Here is a 14,929-nt window from a genome sequence, read left to right as displayed (position 1 = left end):
GTCCCCTACCCCTGTCCCCTCCCCACAAGGGGGAGGGGGACGAAAATCGCCGGCGCACCAGTTCTTCTCGTCGGGCAGGAATCCGCATTCGTTGGGCATCGGAGCCAATTGGTTTCAAACCAGATCGATCCGGTTCCACCTCGTCCCGTCTGTCGTCACGCCGGCCATGGGCGGGCGGAGGTCGGGCGAAGACAGGTGTCGGGGAGCTCACGCCTTCCGGCGTTTCGCGCCCGTCGCGGGCGTCGCCGAAACCGGGTCCTCGGGCCAGTCGTGCTTGGGATAGCGGCCGCGCATCTCGGCCCGCACCTCGCGCCAGGAGCCGCGCCAGAAGCCGGGCAGGTCGCGCGTCAGCTGGATCGGCCGCCCGGCGGGAGAAAGCAGGGAGAAGGTCAGCGGCACCCTGCCGGCCAGCACGGCCGGATGCTCCGCCAGCGAGAAGAGGTTCTGCGGCGAGACCGCGACCGTCGGCTCGCCGCCGGCATAGTCGATCGCAAGGCGCCGGCCGGAGGGCGCGGCAAATTCCGCCGGGGCGAGGCGGTCGAGATCGGCCATCTTCGCCCAGGGCAGCAGGGCGGCGAGCGCGTTCTTGAGTTCGCCCGGGCGAAGATCGGCGAGCGCCTTCTTCGCCGAAAGGGCCGGCGTCAGCCATTCGCCGGCGCGGTCTGAGAGCGCTTCGTCCGAAAGGTCGGGCCAGGCCTCTCCCTCATGCCGGCGCAGGAAGGCGATGCGGGCGCGCAGGCTCAGCGTCTCATCCGGCCAGGGCAGGCTTTCGACGCCCCGTGCGAGGGCGGCGTCGGTCAGCAGCGCGGCGGCCTTTTCCCGGTCGAACCGGGCGAGCCTTTCGGCCGAAAGCTCGATGGCGCCGAGCCGGCGCACGCGCCTTGCGACGATCCGGTCGGCCGCCGCGTCGTAGGAAAGCTCCTCGGCCTCGGCGAGCGGCAGCGCCGCCTCGATCTCGGCCCTTTCGAGCGGCGCGGCGAGGAGAATGCGGGAATCGGCGCCGCCGCCCGAGAGCTCGGCGACGGCCAGGAACGGCTCGCCGGCCAGCGGATCGGCCTCCTCGCAATAGGCGCCGCGGCCGCTCGCCATGAGGAAGCGGCCGCCGGGGCCGCGCGACTTCGCCACCCTTTCGGGAAAGGCCAGGGCAACCAGCGCGCCGGGCGAGGCGGGGCCGTCCTCGCCGCCCCTGCCCTCCCGGCTCCTGCCCGCAGCCTCTCGCCCGAGCCTCGCCCAGCCCTTCGCCGCCTGCCGCGCCTTGGCGATGCGGCCGGAGCGGGCGGCGCGAAACGTCTCGAGCCGGTGCCTGAGATCGCTGTCGCGGCCGGCAAGGCCCGGCTCGGAGACGAGAGCGGCGATCTCCGCCGCCGCATCCTCCGCGCCCCGCGCGGCGGCGGCGATGATCATGTGGGCGAGCCTCGGCGCCAGGGGGAAGGAAGCGAGCGCCCGGCCATGCGCCGTCAAAAGCCCCTTCGCGTCGAGCGCGCCGAGGCGGGAGAGAAGCTCTTTGGCCTCGGCGAAGGCGGCGGCGGGCGGCGGGTCGAGCCAGGCGAGTGCCGCCGGGTCGGTGACGCCCCAGGAGAGCAGCGCCAGCGCCAGGGCGGACAGCTCCGCTTCCAGGATCTCCGGCCGGTCGAAGGGGGCAAGGCCGGCATTCTGCGGCTCGTCCCAGAGCCGGTAGCAGACACCGGGCGCCGTGCGCCCCGCCCTTCCCTTCCTCTGGTCGGCGGCGGCGCGCGAGACGCGCACGGTCTCAAGCCGCGTCAGGCCGGAGCCCGGATCGTAGTGCGGCCGGCGCGTCAGGCCGCTGTCGACGACGATGTTGACGCCCTCGATGGTGAGCGAGGTCTCGGCGATGGAGGTGGCGAGGACGATCTTCCGGCGCCCGGCCGGGGCGGGGCGGATCGCCCGGTCCTGATCTTTCAACTCCATCGCGCCATAGAGCGGAGCGAGCTCGGCGCCCTGCGGCAGCGCCGGCGCGAGCCGTTCGGCGAGCCGGCGGATCTCGCCCTGGCCCGGCAGGAAGGCAAGCAGGCTCCCCTCCTCCTCGGCAAGCGCCCGGGCGATGGCCCGGGCCATGCGCTCCTCGATCCGCCTTCCCGGCTCGGAGCCGAGATAACGCGTGTCGACGGGAAAGAGCCGGCCGGCGCTTTCCACCACCGGCGCATCGCCGAGAAGGGCGGCAAAGCGCGCCCCGTCCACCGTCGCCGACATCGCCGCCAGCTTCAGATCGGGCCGCAGGCCGGCGCGCGCGTCGAGGGCGAGCGCCATGGCGAGATCGGCGTCGAGCGAGCGCTCATGCACCTCGTCGAAGAGGATCGCGCCGATGCCGGAGAGCTCAGGGTCCTCGCCGATCATCCTGAGGAAGACGCCGGCGGTGACGAGCTCGATGCGGGTTTGCCGTGAAACGCGCGCCTCCATCCGCACGCGGTAGCCGACCGTTTTGCCGACCTCCTCGCCGCGCTCCCTGGCCATGCGGGCGGCGGCGGCGCGGGCGGCGAGCCGGCGCGGCTCCACGACGACGATCCTGTCCTCGCCGGTTAGCATGCCGGATTCCAGCAGCGCCAGCGGCACTCGGGTGGTCTTGCCGGCCCCCGTCGGGGCGATGAGGACGGCCGCGCCCTTCTCTTCCAGCGCGGCAAAGAGCGCCGGCAGCGCCTCCTCGACCGGAAGCGGGCCGCTCATCCCTTCCCGCCCCCCTGCCCGCCGCGCGCCAGATCGATCACCGGTCCGCCGGCGGCCTCGGCATCGGCCGGATCGTGGGTGACGAGGAGCACCGGCAGGCCGCGCTTTGCCGCCTCTTCGAAGACGAGGTCTCGCACCTGGCCCTTCAGCTCCGCGTCGAGCCTGGAAAACGGCTCGTCGAGGAGGAGCGCCCGCGGGCGGGCGAGCAGCGTGCGCAGGAGCGCGATGCGCGCCTTCTGGCCGCCGGAAAGCGTCGCCGGATCGCGCGGGAAGAAGCCCTCCATGCCGACCTCGGCGAGCGCCGCCTCCACGGCCCGCCGCCTCTCGGCGCGGCCGGCGCGCGCCGGATCGAGGCCGAAGAGGAGGTTGGCGCCGACGGAAAGATGGGGAAAGAGCAGCGGGTCCTGGAAGAGGAGGCCGAGCCGGCGCTCCTCGGCGGCCAGTCCCGTCACGTCCTCGCCGTCGATCAGCACCTTGCCCTCGGCCGCAAAGACCGGATCGAGGAAGCCGGCGACGAAGGCGAGCAGCGTCGATTTTCCCGAGCCGGAGGGCCCCATCACCGTCAGCACCTCGCCGGGCGAAATCAGCCGGTCGAGGGCAAGCAGGCGCCGCCCGGCAAGGCCGATCGCCACCCGGTGAAGATGAAGCCCCTTCTCGCTTTTTGCGCTCATGCGGCCGCACGCATGGCGGCGCGGCGGCGGAAAAGCAAGGCCGGCAGCAGGGCGGCGAGCGCGAAGCCGGCGAAGGGCAGCAGCGCCTGAACGAGGGCCGTCGCGCCGATGGCGCGCGGATCGCCGCCCGCCGAAAGCGCCACCGCCTCCGTCGTCACCGTCGGCCAGCGCCCGGCGCCGATCAGAAGCGTCGGCAGGTAGAGCGCGATGGAGACGGCAAAGCCGAGCGCAGCGGCCGTGGCGACCGGGCGGGCGAGCATCGGCAGGCGGATGCGCCAGAAGATGGCGTCGGCCCCCCGGCCGAGGCTCGCGGCGATGCGCGCATAGCGCGGATCGAAGGCGCGCCACGGATCGGCGAGCGACAGGAGCACATAGGGAAAGACGAAGACGAGATGGACGAGGATGACGGCGAACAGCATGCCGTCGAAGCCGAGCCGGATGAAGAGGATGTCGAGGCCGAAAAGGAAGGCGATCTGCGGCACCAGCAGCGGCAGGTAGAGCGCGACGAGCGCCCGCACCGTCGGCGTCGCGCCGGCCCGCACCTCGTATTCGAGCGCGCCCAGCGCCAGCACGACGGCACCCGCGGCGGAAGCGGCGGCGACGAGGAGCGCGTTGGTCAGCGGCACCGTCAGCGCGCCGGAGAGGCGCATCCAGGCGGAAAGCGTGAAACGGCCCGGCATGAGGCCAGGAAAGGCCCAGAGGCCGGCAAAGGACCAGAGCGCGAGAGCTGCGATGCCGGCAAGGACGAGAAAGGCGGCGAGCGACATGGCGCCGGCGGCAAGCAGGCGCGGTGCCCGATCGCGGGAAAAACGCCGGCCGGCCGAGATGGCGGCAAGGCCGAGGCGGGCGGCAAGCTTTTCCAGGAGCCACCAGGCGAGGATCGCCGCCCCCGTCACGACGAGCTGCACCAGCGCGCCGGCCGCGGCGAGGCTGCGGTAGGAAAGATCCGGATCGGCCTGCCAGGTGAGGATGCGCACGGCGAGCGGCGCCGGCAGGGTCGGCCCGAGGATCAGCGCCACGTCGACGACGGAGCTAGCGTAGGCGATGACGGCGAAGACCGGCAGGCGGAGCTGGCGGTAAAGGCCTGGCAGGACGGAGAGATAGAAGGCGGCCATGCGGCCGTAGCCGAGGGCGCGGGCCGCCCGCATGCGCGGCACCGCCTCGACCTGCGGCAGGGCGGCGAGCGCCATCAGGAAGAGGAACGGGATTTCCTTCACCACGAGGCCCGCCATCATCGAAAGGCCGGCCGGATCGTGGACGATCAACCAGTCGGGCGGGCGCTCCATGCCCGTTGCCCATGGCGAGACGAGCCGCAGGAGAAGGCCGGAAGGGGCGATCAGGAAGGCGAGGCCGAAGGCGGTCGCGGCATGCGGCACGGACAGGAGCGGCGAGACGAGGCGCTGGAGCCAGCCGAAAAGCCGCGTGCCGTGCCAGCCGGCGAGAAAGGCCGTGACGACGGCGAAGGCGAGAAAGGTCGTGCCGAGCCCCGTCCAGAGGCTGAGGAGACAGGAACGGAGGATGCCTGGCATGGCAAAGAGCGCCGCAAAAGGCTCCAGCGAGACATGGTCGAGCCCGATCACCGGCAGGTAGCCGAAGGCCGGCAACGCCGCGCCGGCAAGACCGGCCGCGACCGGGCCGATCAGCAGCGTGAAGATCGCCGCCGGAAACAGAACGAGGCGCGAGCGCCGTCTCGGCACGAAGCCTTCCCCGTCTTTTCTCCTACTGCCCGGCACCGTAGCGGCGCGCCCATTGCCGCTCCAGCCGCTCCATCCAGCTCGCATGCGGCTCCGGCAGCGCCTTGCCGAGTTCCTCCGGCGGCAATGTCGCGATGCCGAGATCGAGCGCCTCGAAGCGGGCGCGTTCTTCCTCCGGCAGGGCGGCGACGTCGAGCACGGTCGGATCGCCCCAGACATCGGGGTCCTGTTTTCGCGCCTGCGCCTCCGGCGACATCAGGAAGTTCGCCACGACCATCGCGCCCGCCTTGGCGCTGGCGTTGAAGGGGACCGCCAGGAAATGGGAATTGGCGATCGAGCCGTCTTCCGGCACGTAGCTGCGCACGCTGGCCGGCAATTCCCCGTTGGCGATGGCGGAGGAGGCGTCGGACGGATTGAAGGCGAAGGTGATATCGACCTCGCCATCGGCGAGCAGCCGGCGCATCGCCCCGTAATTCTGCGGGAAGGCGCGGCCCGAGCGCCACAGAAGCGGGTGCAGCTCGTCGAGAAAGGCAAAGAGCGGCGCGGTCTCCTTTTCGAAGGAAGCATCGCTCGCCGGCGCCTGCAGCACCTCCGGATCGGGCGCGAACTCATAGAGCGCCTGCTTCAGGAAGGTGGAGCCGAGGAAGTCCGGCGGCTGGGGGTAGGTGAAGCGGCCGGGATGCTTCTTCGCCCATCGAAGCAGCGCAGGCATGGATTTCGGCGGGTCCTGAAGCCGCGCCGTATCGTAGAAGAAGACGAGCTTCGCCATGCCCCAGGGCGCTTCCAGCCCGTCGGTCGGGACGGTGAAATCGGTCGTCACCGTCGGCTTTCCTGTGACGTCGACATAGGCATAGCTGGGCAGGCGGGTGGCCCAGGGGCGGTCCAGCAGGAGCCCGGCCTCTTTCAGCGCGACAAAGTTCTCGCCGTTGATCCAGACCAGATCGACCGTGCCCTTTTCCTCGCGCCCGGCGGCCTTTTCGGCGACGATCTTGGAGACGACCTCAGCGGTGTCGGCGACCTTCACATGGACGAGCTTCACCCCGAATCGTTTGGCCGTCTCCTCGCCCGCCCAGGCGATATAGGCGTTGATGCGCGGCTCGCCGCCCCAGGCGTGGAAATAGACCGTCTCGCCCCTGGCTTCTTTCAGCACCGCGTCCCAGTCGGCGGGGTCGGGTGTCTCGGCATGGGCCGCCGCCGTGATGAAGAGCGCGGCAAGGGCGGCAAGGATTCGGATCATGTTTGGCTCCTGTCGCCCCTTCTCAACCCGCCATGCGCCTCACGGGCAAGCAACAAAAGGGTGAGAGGGTCCCTTGTCCCTCACTGCTTCACTCGCCGATCGCAACGCCCTCGCGGCGCGGATCGGCGCCGCCGGCAAGCCCGTCCGGGCCGATGGCGATCGCATGCAGGCCGGAATTGAGGTCGGTGACCTTCACCTCGTAGCCGAGCGCGGCGAGCCCGGGCGCCAGGTCCTCCGCCCGCGTGCCGGCTTCCAGGTCGAAGGTGCCGAAGCGGTTGGCCACATGCGGCAGGGCGACGGCCTCCTCGACATTCATGCCCCAGTCGAGGAATGCGATCAGCGCCTCGGCGACATAGGGAATGATGCGGCTGCCGCCGGGCGAGCCGATCGCCAGAACCGGAGCGCCATCTTCGAGCACGATGGTCGGGGCCATGGAGGAGCGCGGGCGCTTGCCGGGCTCCACCCGGTTGGCCACCGACACCCCGTCCTCGTGGCTCGCAAAGGAGAAATCGGTCAGTTCGTTGTTGAGGAGGAAGCCGCGCACCATCAGGCGGGAGCCGAAACCGTTCTCGATCGTCGTCGTCATGGAGACGATGTTGCCGTCCCTGTCGACGATGACGAAATGGCTCGTGGAGGGAAACTCGATCGCCGCATCGGGGGCGAAGTTGAGCGCATGGTCCCATTCCGGCGTGCCGGCCTCGACGTTTTCCAGCCGCCCATCGCCCTCCAGCAGCTTTGCCCGCCCGGCGAGATAATCGGGATCGAGCAGACCTTTGATCGGCGCGGGAACGAAATCTGTGTCGGCGAGATAGCGGCCGCGATCGGCGAAGGCGAGGCGCATCGCATCGCCGATGAGGCGCCAGGTCGCGGCCATGTCGGGGCTGAGCTCCGCAAGGTCGAAAGGCGCGAGAAGGCCGAGAATCTGGCCGACCGAGACGCCGCCGGAGGAAGGCGGGCCCATGCCGCAGACCTTGAAGACCCGATAGGCGGCGCAGACCGGCTCGCGCTCCTTCACCTCGTAACCGGCAAGATCCTGGAGGCGCATGACGCCGGGATTGTCCGCAAAGCGGGTGACCGCGCCGACGATGCTTTCGGCGACCGGGCCCGCGTAGAAGGCGTCGGCGCCGCCCGCCTGCAGGAGCTTCAGCGTCTCGGCATAGGCAAGGTTCTTCAGCGGCTCGCCGGATGAGACAGCGGCGCCGAGCGCGTCGACGAAATAGGTCTTCGCGCTCTCCTGGCGCGACAGGCTCTCGGCCGCCTCTCCGGCAAGCGTGACGAGACGCGGGGTCGGCTCAAAGCCCTCCTCGGCAAGGCGGATGGCCGGCTCGAAGAGCTCGGCCCAGGCGAGCTTTCCCCAGCGCCGATGCGCGGCCTCCAGAAGCCGCGGCGTGCCGGGAACGCCGACGGAGCGTCCGCCGATGACGGCGTCGAAGAACTTCAGCGGCTCGCCCTTGTCGTCGAGAAAGAGCTCGGGCGTTGCGGCCGAGGGCGCGGTCTCGCGCCCGTCGAGGCTCGTCAGCTTCTTTTGCCCGGCATCCCAGTAGAGGAGGAAGGCGCCGCCGCCGAGGCCGGAGGACTGGGGCTCGACGAGGCCGAGAACGAGCTGCACGGCGACCATGGCGTCGATGGCGCTGCCGCCCTTGCGTAGCACCCCGGCGCCCGCTTCGGCCGCCAGCGGATGGGCGGCCACGACCATCCAGTCCTTCGCGCGGACCGGCTGCCTGGCATCGCCGCGAATCTGGGTGGTGCGCTCCGGCGCGGGCCGCGCCACATCCTGCGCGAGGGCGGCGCCCGGAAGGGCGAAGGCGAGGAACAGCGCGGCGCCGAGCGCCGCCGCGCCGGGCCGCTGCCTCTTCCGATTGCGAAGCCGCAACCTCATCGCACCCGCCTAGAGATGCTGGCCGCCGTCGATGTTGATCTCCGTGCCGATGACGTAGGAGGCGGCCTGCGAACAGAGGAAGTGCACCACTTCGGCGACTTCCTTCGGATCGCCGATGCGCCGCATCGGCACTTCGCGCTCCACCACCTCATCCGTGCCCGGAGAGAGGATGGCCGTCATGATCTCGCCCGGCGCGACCGCGTTGACGCGGATGCCGAGCGCGGCGAGCTCGTGCGCCATCTCGCGGGTCAGCGCCGAGAGCGCCGCCTTGGAGGTGGCGTAGGCGGCGCCCGCGAAGGGATGGATGCGGAAGCCGGCGATGGAGGTGATGTTCACCACCGAGCCGGCGGCGCGCATCAATGGCTGCTTCAGTCCCTGGACCAGCACCGCCGGGGCGATGAAGTTCACCATGTGGACGTCGCGCCAGATCTCCAGCGGCGTCTGCATGGCGCCGAGCCGGCCGCCCTTGGAATCCTTCGGCGAGATGCCGGCATTGTTGACGAGGGCGGTCAGGCCCTTCTGGCCGACGCGCTCGCAGAGCTGGTCGATGGCATACTGGATCGAGCGGGCGTCGGAGAGATCGACCTCGATGTGGCGCACATAGCCTTCCGCCCAGGGGCAGACCTCGGAAAAGGGCGTGCGCGAAAGGGTGAAGACCTCCCAGTTCTCGTCGTAGAACTTGCGCACGATGGCATGGCCGATGCCGCGGCTCGCGCCGGTGACGGCGACGATCGGGCGCAGCCCCTGCTCGCCGGCGAAGGCCGTGTGGTCGACCGGGCAGGAATTGGGCGCCTCCTCGGCCGGCACAGGCTCCACCTTGCCATGGGCATGCGCCGGGCATTCGGCCGGGGGCTGACGCTCCTCTTCCGCCTGGTGGGCCGGGCATACGCCCGGCTTTTCCATCGTCTTGTCTTCCATTGCGGCCTCCTTCGGGGGGCTAACCTCGGTCAGGCCCGCCGTCCGCTATGCCAGAGCCGTGCCAACCGCCTTGCGGAACTTGTCGGCGAACTCGCCGATATGGCCTTCCTCGATCACCAGCGGCGGCGAAACGGCGATTGTATCGCCAAGCGCGCGCACCATCATCCCCTCGGCCCAGCATGCCTTGAAGATCGCCTGGCCGCGCTTGCCGGGCTTCTCGCCGGGGCGGAACTCCACCGCGCCGACGAGGCCGTAATGGCGGATGTCGACGACCTCCGGCAGGTCCTTCAGGGAAAAGAGCGCATCGCCGAGCGCATCGCCGACCGGGCCGGCGGCGCGGGTGAAGAGTCCCTCGCGCTCGTAGATGTCGAGGCATGCGAGCGAGGCGGCGCAGGCGAGCGGGTGGGCCGAATAGGTGTAGCCGTGGAAGAGCTCCACGCCGCCCTCCGGCCCCGCTTGCATCACCGCGTCGTAGACATGGTCGGCTGAGGCGACCGCGCCCATCGGCACGGTGGCGGCGGTCAGCCCCTTGGCCATCGTCAGGATGTCCGGCTTGATGTCGAACTCGATGGAGGCGAAGGCCGAGCCGAGGCGGCCGAAGCCTGTGATGACCTCGTCGAAGATCAGGAGGACGCCGTTCTTGTCGCAGATTTCGCGCAGGCGCTTCAGATAGCCCTTCGGCGGCAGGTAGACGCCGCCGGCGCCGATGACCGGCTCGACGATGACGGCCGCCACGGTGGAGGGGTCGTGGAAGGCGAGAAGCTCGGCGAGCTCTTCGGCGAGATCGGCGCCGTGTTCCGGCAGGCCGCGGGTGAAGGCGTTCTTTTCCGGCAGATGCGTATGGCGCAGATGGTCGACCGGCAGCCAGGCGCCGAAGGCGGTCCGGTTCGCGGTGAGGCCGCCGGCGGAGACGCCGCCGAAGCCGACGCCGTGATAGGCCTTCTGGCGGGCGATGATCTTCTTGCGGCCCGCCTCGCCCCGCGCATGGTGGTAGGCGTAGGCGATCTTGATCGCCGTATCGACCGATTCAGAGCCGGAATTGGTGAAGAGGATATGGCCCATGCCGTCCGGCAGGACGGTGGAGAGCCGGTCGGCGAGCTCGAAGGAGATCGTATGGCCGAAGCCGAAGCTCGGGGCGAAGTCGAGCACCGGGAACTGCGCCGCGATCGCCTCGCCCACCTCCTTGCGGCCATGGCCGAGATGGGAGCACCACAGCGCCCCGCTCATGTCGAGGACCGCCCGCTCCTCGGGCGTGTAATAGTACATGCCCTCGGCCCTCGCGATGAGGCGCGGGGAGGCGATGAAGTCGCGATTGGCGGTGAAGGGCATCCAGTGCCGATCCAGCGAGACCGGCCGGTTGCGCGAAAAGACCTTGGGGGTTTGCTCGTTCATGAGCATAGAGGTGCACCCGCCCCGAAGCGGCGTCAACTCAACTTCTTTGCATGAGGGGGCGCGGTGCCTGCGGCACGCGGCTCACACCGTCAGGTGGCGCTGGATGGCGTCCTCGTCGAGGCTCGCCGCGGGCCCCGAAAAGACGATCTCGCCGCGGTCCATGACATGCACCTCGTCGGCCAGCTCGCGGGCGAAATCGAGATATTGCTCGACGAGCAGGATGGCGAGGCCGGCGCTTTCCTTCAGATAGGTGATAGCCCGGCCGATATCCTTGATGATCGACGGCTGGATGCCCTCCGTCGGCTCGTCGAGGACGAGCGCCTTCGGCCGCGAGACCAGCGCGCGGGCGATCGCCAGCTGCTGCTGCTGGCCGCCGGAAAGGTCGCCGCCGCGCCGCGCCAGCATCGACTTCAGCACCGGGAAGAGCTCGAAGACCTCGCCGGGCACGTCGCGCTCGCCCTTCGGGGCGGCGGCGAAGGCGGTCTCCAGGTTCTCCTTCACGGTCAGAAGCGGGAAGATCTCGCGCCCCTGCGGCACATAGGCGATGCCGGCGCGGGCGCGGTCGTAGCTCGCCATCCTGTCGAGCACCCTGCCGTCGAGGGCGACGGAGCCGGAGCGGACCGGATGGTGGCCGACGATCGCCTTCAGAAGGCTCGTCTTGCCGACGCCGTTGCGCCCCAGGACGCAGGTGATCTTGCCCGGCGCGGCGGTGACGGAAACCTTCCGCAGCGCCTGCGCGGCGCCGTAGAAGAGATCGACTTCGGAAACCTTCAGCATGCCTCAGCGCCCCAGATAGACTTCGACGACGCGCGGATCGGCGCTGACATGGTCGAGCGAGCCCTCGGCCAGCACCGAGCCCTCGTGCAGCACGGTCACCTTCACCCCCAGGGCGCGCACGAATTCCATGTCGTGCTCCACGACGACGACAGAGCGGGTCTCGGCGATCTCGCGCAACAGGATCGCCGTCTCCACCGTCTCGGCATCGGTCATGCCGGCGACCGGCTCATCGACCAGAAGCAGCTTCGGGTCCTGGGCGAGCAGCATGCCGATCTCCAGCCATTGCTTCTGGCCGTGCGAGAGATTCGCGGCGAGGTCGCTGCGGCGCGGCCACAGCCGCACCTTCTTCAGGATCTCCTCCAGCCGGCCATGCTGCTCCGCGGAGATGCCGGTCATCAGCACGGAGAAGAGGCCGGTGGCGCCGGAGACGGCGAGTTCCAGATTGTCCCAGACCGTGTGGCTGTCGAAGACGGTGGGCTTCTGGAATTTCCGGCCGATGCCGAGGCGGGCGATCTCCGCCTCGTCGCGGGCGGTCAGATCGACCTCGCCGGAAAAGAAGACCTCGCCCGCATCGGGGCGCGTCTTGCCGGTGATGACGTCCATCATCGTCGTCTTGCCGGCGCCGTTCGGGCCGATGATCGCGCGCATCTCGCCGGGCGCGACGATGAAGGAGAGGTTGTTCAGCGCCTTGAAGCCGTCGAAGGAGACCTCGACGCCGTCGAGATAAAGAAGGCTGGTCGCTTTTGTGCTCATCGCCGCCCCCTATTCCGCCGGCGCCGGATGGGCGGCCCGGCCGCCGGCGGGCCGCTCGCCCTCGCCCGCATCGGCCGCCGCGCTCTGCGGCGGCAGGCCGGTTTCGGCGTCCTCGCCCTCCTCCGCCTCGGCCGAGCTGCGGCGCTCCGACAAAGCGTGCCAGCCGTGGCGCAGCGTGCCGACGATGCCCTTCGGCAGGAAGAGCGTGACGGCAACGAACAGGCCGCCGAGCAGGAAGAGCCAGAATTCGGGCGCCGTGGCGGTGAAATAGCTCTTGCCGAGATTGACGAGGATCGCCCCGAGGATCGGGCCGATCAGCGTGCCGCGGCCGCCGACGGCGGTCCACACCACGATCTCGATCGAGTTGGCGGGGGCGAATTCGCCCGGATTGATGATGCCGACCTGCGGCACGTAGAGCGCCCCGGCAAGTCCGGCGATCATCGCCGAGAGGGTGAAGACGAAGAGTTTTACATGCTCCACCCGGTAGCCGAGGAAGCGGGTGCGGCTTTCCGCGTCCCGCACCGCGACCATGACCTTGCCGAACCTTGAGCGCACCATCCAGGAGGAGAACAGGAGGACGAGCGCCAGCGCGCCCGCCGTGACGGCAAAGAGCGCCGAGCGCGTCTCCTTGGCCTGGATGTTGAAGCCGAGGATGTCCTTGAAGTCGGTCAGGCCGTTATTGCCGCCGAAGCCCATGTCGTTGCGGAAGAAGGCGAGAAGCAGCGCATAGGTCATCGCCTGGGTGATGATGGAAAGATAGACGCCGGTGACGCGCGAGCGGAAGGCGAACCAGCCGAAGACGAAGGCGAGGAGCCCCGGCACCAGGAAGACCATGATCGCGGCGAACCAGAAATGGTCGAAGCCGTACCAGAACCAGGGAAGCTCCTTCCAGTTGAGGAAGACCATGAAGTCCGGCAGCACCGGATCGCCGTAGACGCCGCGCGAGCCGATCTGGCGCATCAGATACATGCCCATGGCGTAGCCGCCGAGGGCGAAGAAGGCGCCGTGGCCGAGCGAGAGGATGCCGACGAAGCCCCAGACGAGGTCGAGCGCCAGCGCCAGCATGGCGAAGGCGAGATACTTGCCGGTGAGCGCCACCATGTAGGTGGGCACGTGCAGGGCATCGCCCGGCGCGTAGACGAGGTTGCCCACCGGCACCAAGACGGCGGCGGCGAAAAGAAGGGCGGCGACGAAGATCACCCAGCCGCCCCAGGCGCGGTAAAGGCGGGAGAAGATCATGCCTCCACCGCCCGTCCGCGCAGGGCGAAGAGGCCGCGCGGCCGCTTCTGGATGAAGAGGATGATGAAGACGAGGACGAGGATCTTGCCGAGCACGGCGCCGGCATAGGGCTCCAGGAACTTGTTGAGGACGCCGAGGCTCATGGCGCCGACGAGCGTGCCCCACAGATTTCCGACCCCGCCGAAGACCACCACCATGAAGCTGTCGATGATGTAGCCCTGGCCGAGATTGGGCGAGACGTTGTCGATCTGCGACAGCGCCACGCCGGCGATGCCGGCGATGCCCGATCCGAGCGCGAAGGTGAGCGCGTCGATCCAGGGCGTGCGGATGCCGACGGCGGCGGCCATCTGCCGGTTCTGCGTCACCGCCCGCATCCGGAGGCCGAAGCTCGTCGCCTTGGTGAGGAGGAGGAGCACGGCGAAGACGGCGAAGGCGAAGACGATGATCCACAGGCGGTTGTAGGTGATGGTCATCTCGCCGAGATCGAAGGCGCCCGACATCCAGGAGGGATTGCCGACCTGGCGGTTGGTCGGGCCGAAGATGGTGCGCACCGCCTGCTGCAGGATCAGCGAGATGCCCCAGGTGGCGAGCAGCGTTTCCAGCGGCCGGCCGTAGAGGAAGCGGATGACGCCGCGCTCGATCAGAAAGCCGACGAAGCCGGCGACGAGGAAAGCGAGCGGCAGGGCGATGAGGAGCGACCAGTCGAAGAGCCAGGGCGCGTTGTTGCGGATCGTCTCCTGCACCACGAAGGTCGTGTAGGCGCCGAGCATCACCATCTCGCCATGCGCCATGTTGATGACGCCCATGACGCCGAAGGTGATGGCAAGGCCGATGGCGGCGAGGAGCAGCACGGAGCCGAGCGACAGGCCGTACCAGACGTTCTGCCCGGCCTCCCAGAGAGCGAGCTTCTGGCGGACGTCGGAGATCGCTTCCTCGGCCGCCGCCTTCAGCTCGCCGTCCGAGGCGGCGGCGACGGCGCTCAGCGCGCCGAGAACGTCGCGCCCGCCGGAGGCGAGGTCGTGCACGGCCTCGATCTTGGCGGCGTCGGGGCGGTCCGATTTCAGGATGGCGGCGGCGCGGGCGCGCTGCATGGCGGTGCGCACATCGGCGTTCTCTTCGGCCGCCAGGGCCGCCTCCAGCGCCTCCAGGGAATCGGGGTCCTGGGTATAGAAGATGGAATTGGCGGCCGAGATGCGCACGTCCGGGCGCGGGCTCCTCAGGGTAAGGGAGCCGATCGCGGCGTCGACGGCGCGGCGCACGGAGTTGTTGACGCGGATCTTCTCCACCTCGCGGCGGCCGGCAAGACCGAGATCCTCGCCGGTGATCGCGTCGGTGATCTTGTAGTCGCGGCCTTCGCGCTTGCCGATGACGATGCGGCCGTCGGCTTCGCGCTGGTAGAGGTCGCCCTCGGCGAGGGCGCGCAGCGCCGGAGCGATCGCCGTCTCGCCGGTGGCCGCCAGGGCCGCGATCGCCTTCTCGCGGTCGCTGTAGCTGCCCTTGGCGAGATTGCCCACGAGAGCCTCAAGGTCCGGTCCCGCAGGGTCAGCCGGGGCGGGATTCGTCTGGGCGCTGGCCGGCGCGAGCGAGACGCCGAGCCACAGGAACGCAATCAGGATAAGACGCAGCAAGGTGGCCCCGAAAGTTGGTGCGAGAATTCGCCGAAATGGCCGCGGGCGGAAACCCGTCC

General features: G+C 69.7%; 11 protein-coding genes. All 11 read right to left on the bottom strand.

Annotated features, from left to right (window positions below):
- Positions 1–207: 207 nt before the first annotated feature.
- Positions 208–2,682 carry an ATP-dependent helicase HrpB gene (gene hrpB, locus CLD20_RS11690; protein WP_224406795.1) on the bottom strand — a complete coding sequence of 825 codons (2,475 nt, stop codon included), beginning with the start codon at positions 2,680–2,682 and terminating at the stop codon, positions 208–210.
- Entirely contained in the window at positions 2,679–3,353 is a 675-nt protein-coding gene (locus CLD20_RS11685; RefSeq protein WP_224406794.1) for an ATP-binding cassette domain-containing protein, read from the bottom strand. Before CLD20_RS11685 ends, hrpB begins: the two co-directional genes overlap by 4 nt.
- Entirely contained in the window at positions 3,350–5,050 is a 1,701-nt protein-coding gene (locus CLD20_RS11680; protein ID WP_224406793.1) for an ABC transporter permease subunit, read from the bottom strand. Before CLD20_RS11680 ends, CLD20_RS11685 begins: the two co-directional genes overlap by 4 nt.
- A 22-nt stretch (positions 5,051–5,072) precedes the next feature.
- Positions 5,073–6,284: an ABC transporter substrate-binding protein gene (locus CLD20_RS11675; protein ID WP_224406792.1), complete on the bottom strand. Its 1,212-nt coding sequence runs from the start codon at positions 6,282–6,284 to the stop codon at positions 5,073–5,075.
- 88 nt (positions 6,285–6,372) lie between these two features.
- The gene (ggt, locus tag CLD20_RS11670) at positions 6,373–8,163 is read right to left on the bottom strand and encodes a gamma-glutamyltransferase (RefSeq protein ID WP_224406791.1); all 1,791 of its coding nucleotides are present in this window, start codon (positions 8,161–8,163) and stop codon (positions 6,373–6,375) included.
- 9 nt (positions 8,164–8,172) lie between these two features.
- Positions 8,173–9,081, bottom strand: a complete 909-nt coding sequence (locus CLD20_RS11665; RefSeq protein WP_224406790.1) for an SDR family NAD(P)-dependent oxidoreductase — start codon at positions 9,079–9,081, stop codon at positions 8,173–8,175.
- A gap of 45 nt (positions 9,082–9,126) precedes the next feature.
- Positions 9,127–10,473, bottom strand: coding sequence for an aminotransferase class III-fold pyridoxal phosphate-dependent enzyme (locus CLD20_RS11660; RefSeq protein ID WP_224406789.1), 1,347 nt, complete (start codon positions 10,471–10,473; stop codon positions 9,127–9,129).
- Positions 10,474–10,554: 81 nt separating this feature from the next.
- The gene (urtE, locus tag CLD20_RS11655; RefSeq protein ID WP_224406788.1) at positions 10,555–11,250 is read right to left on the bottom strand and encodes an urea ABC transporter ATP-binding subunit UrtE; all 696 of its coding nucleotides are present in this window, start codon (positions 11,248–11,250) and stop codon (positions 10,555–10,557) included.
- Positions 11,251–11,253: 3 nt separating this feature from the next.
- The gene (gene urtD, locus CLD20_RS11650) at positions 11,254–12,003 is read right to left on the bottom strand and encodes an urea ABC transporter ATP-binding protein UrtD (RefSeq protein ID WP_224406787.1); all 750 of its coding nucleotides are present in this window, start codon (positions 12,001–12,003) and stop codon (positions 11,254–11,256) included.
- Between the two features lie 9 nt (positions 12,004–12,012).
- Positions 12,013–13,242 carry an urea ABC transporter permease subunit UrtC gene (gene urtC / locus CLD20_RS11645; RefSeq protein ID WP_224406786.1) on the bottom strand — a complete coding sequence of 410 codons (1,230 nt, stop codon included), beginning with the start codon at positions 13,240–13,242 and terminating at the stop codon, positions 12,013–12,015.
- Positions 13,239–14,870, bottom strand: a complete 1,632-nt coding sequence (gene urtB / locus CLD20_RS11640) for an urea ABC transporter permease subunit UrtB (RefSeq protein ID WP_224406785.1) — start codon at positions 14,868–14,870, stop codon at positions 13,239–13,241. The genes urtC and urtB overlap by 4 nt, the downstream gene beginning before the upstream one ends.
- Positions 14,871–14,929 lie beyond the last annotated feature (59 nt).

This window comes from Afifella sp. IM 167 (assembly GCF_020144925.1).
Lineage (GTDB): Bacteria > Pseudomonadota > Alphaproteobacteria > Rhizobiales > Afifellaceae > Afifella.
This window is presented reverse-complemented; position numbering and strand designations above follow the sequence as displayed.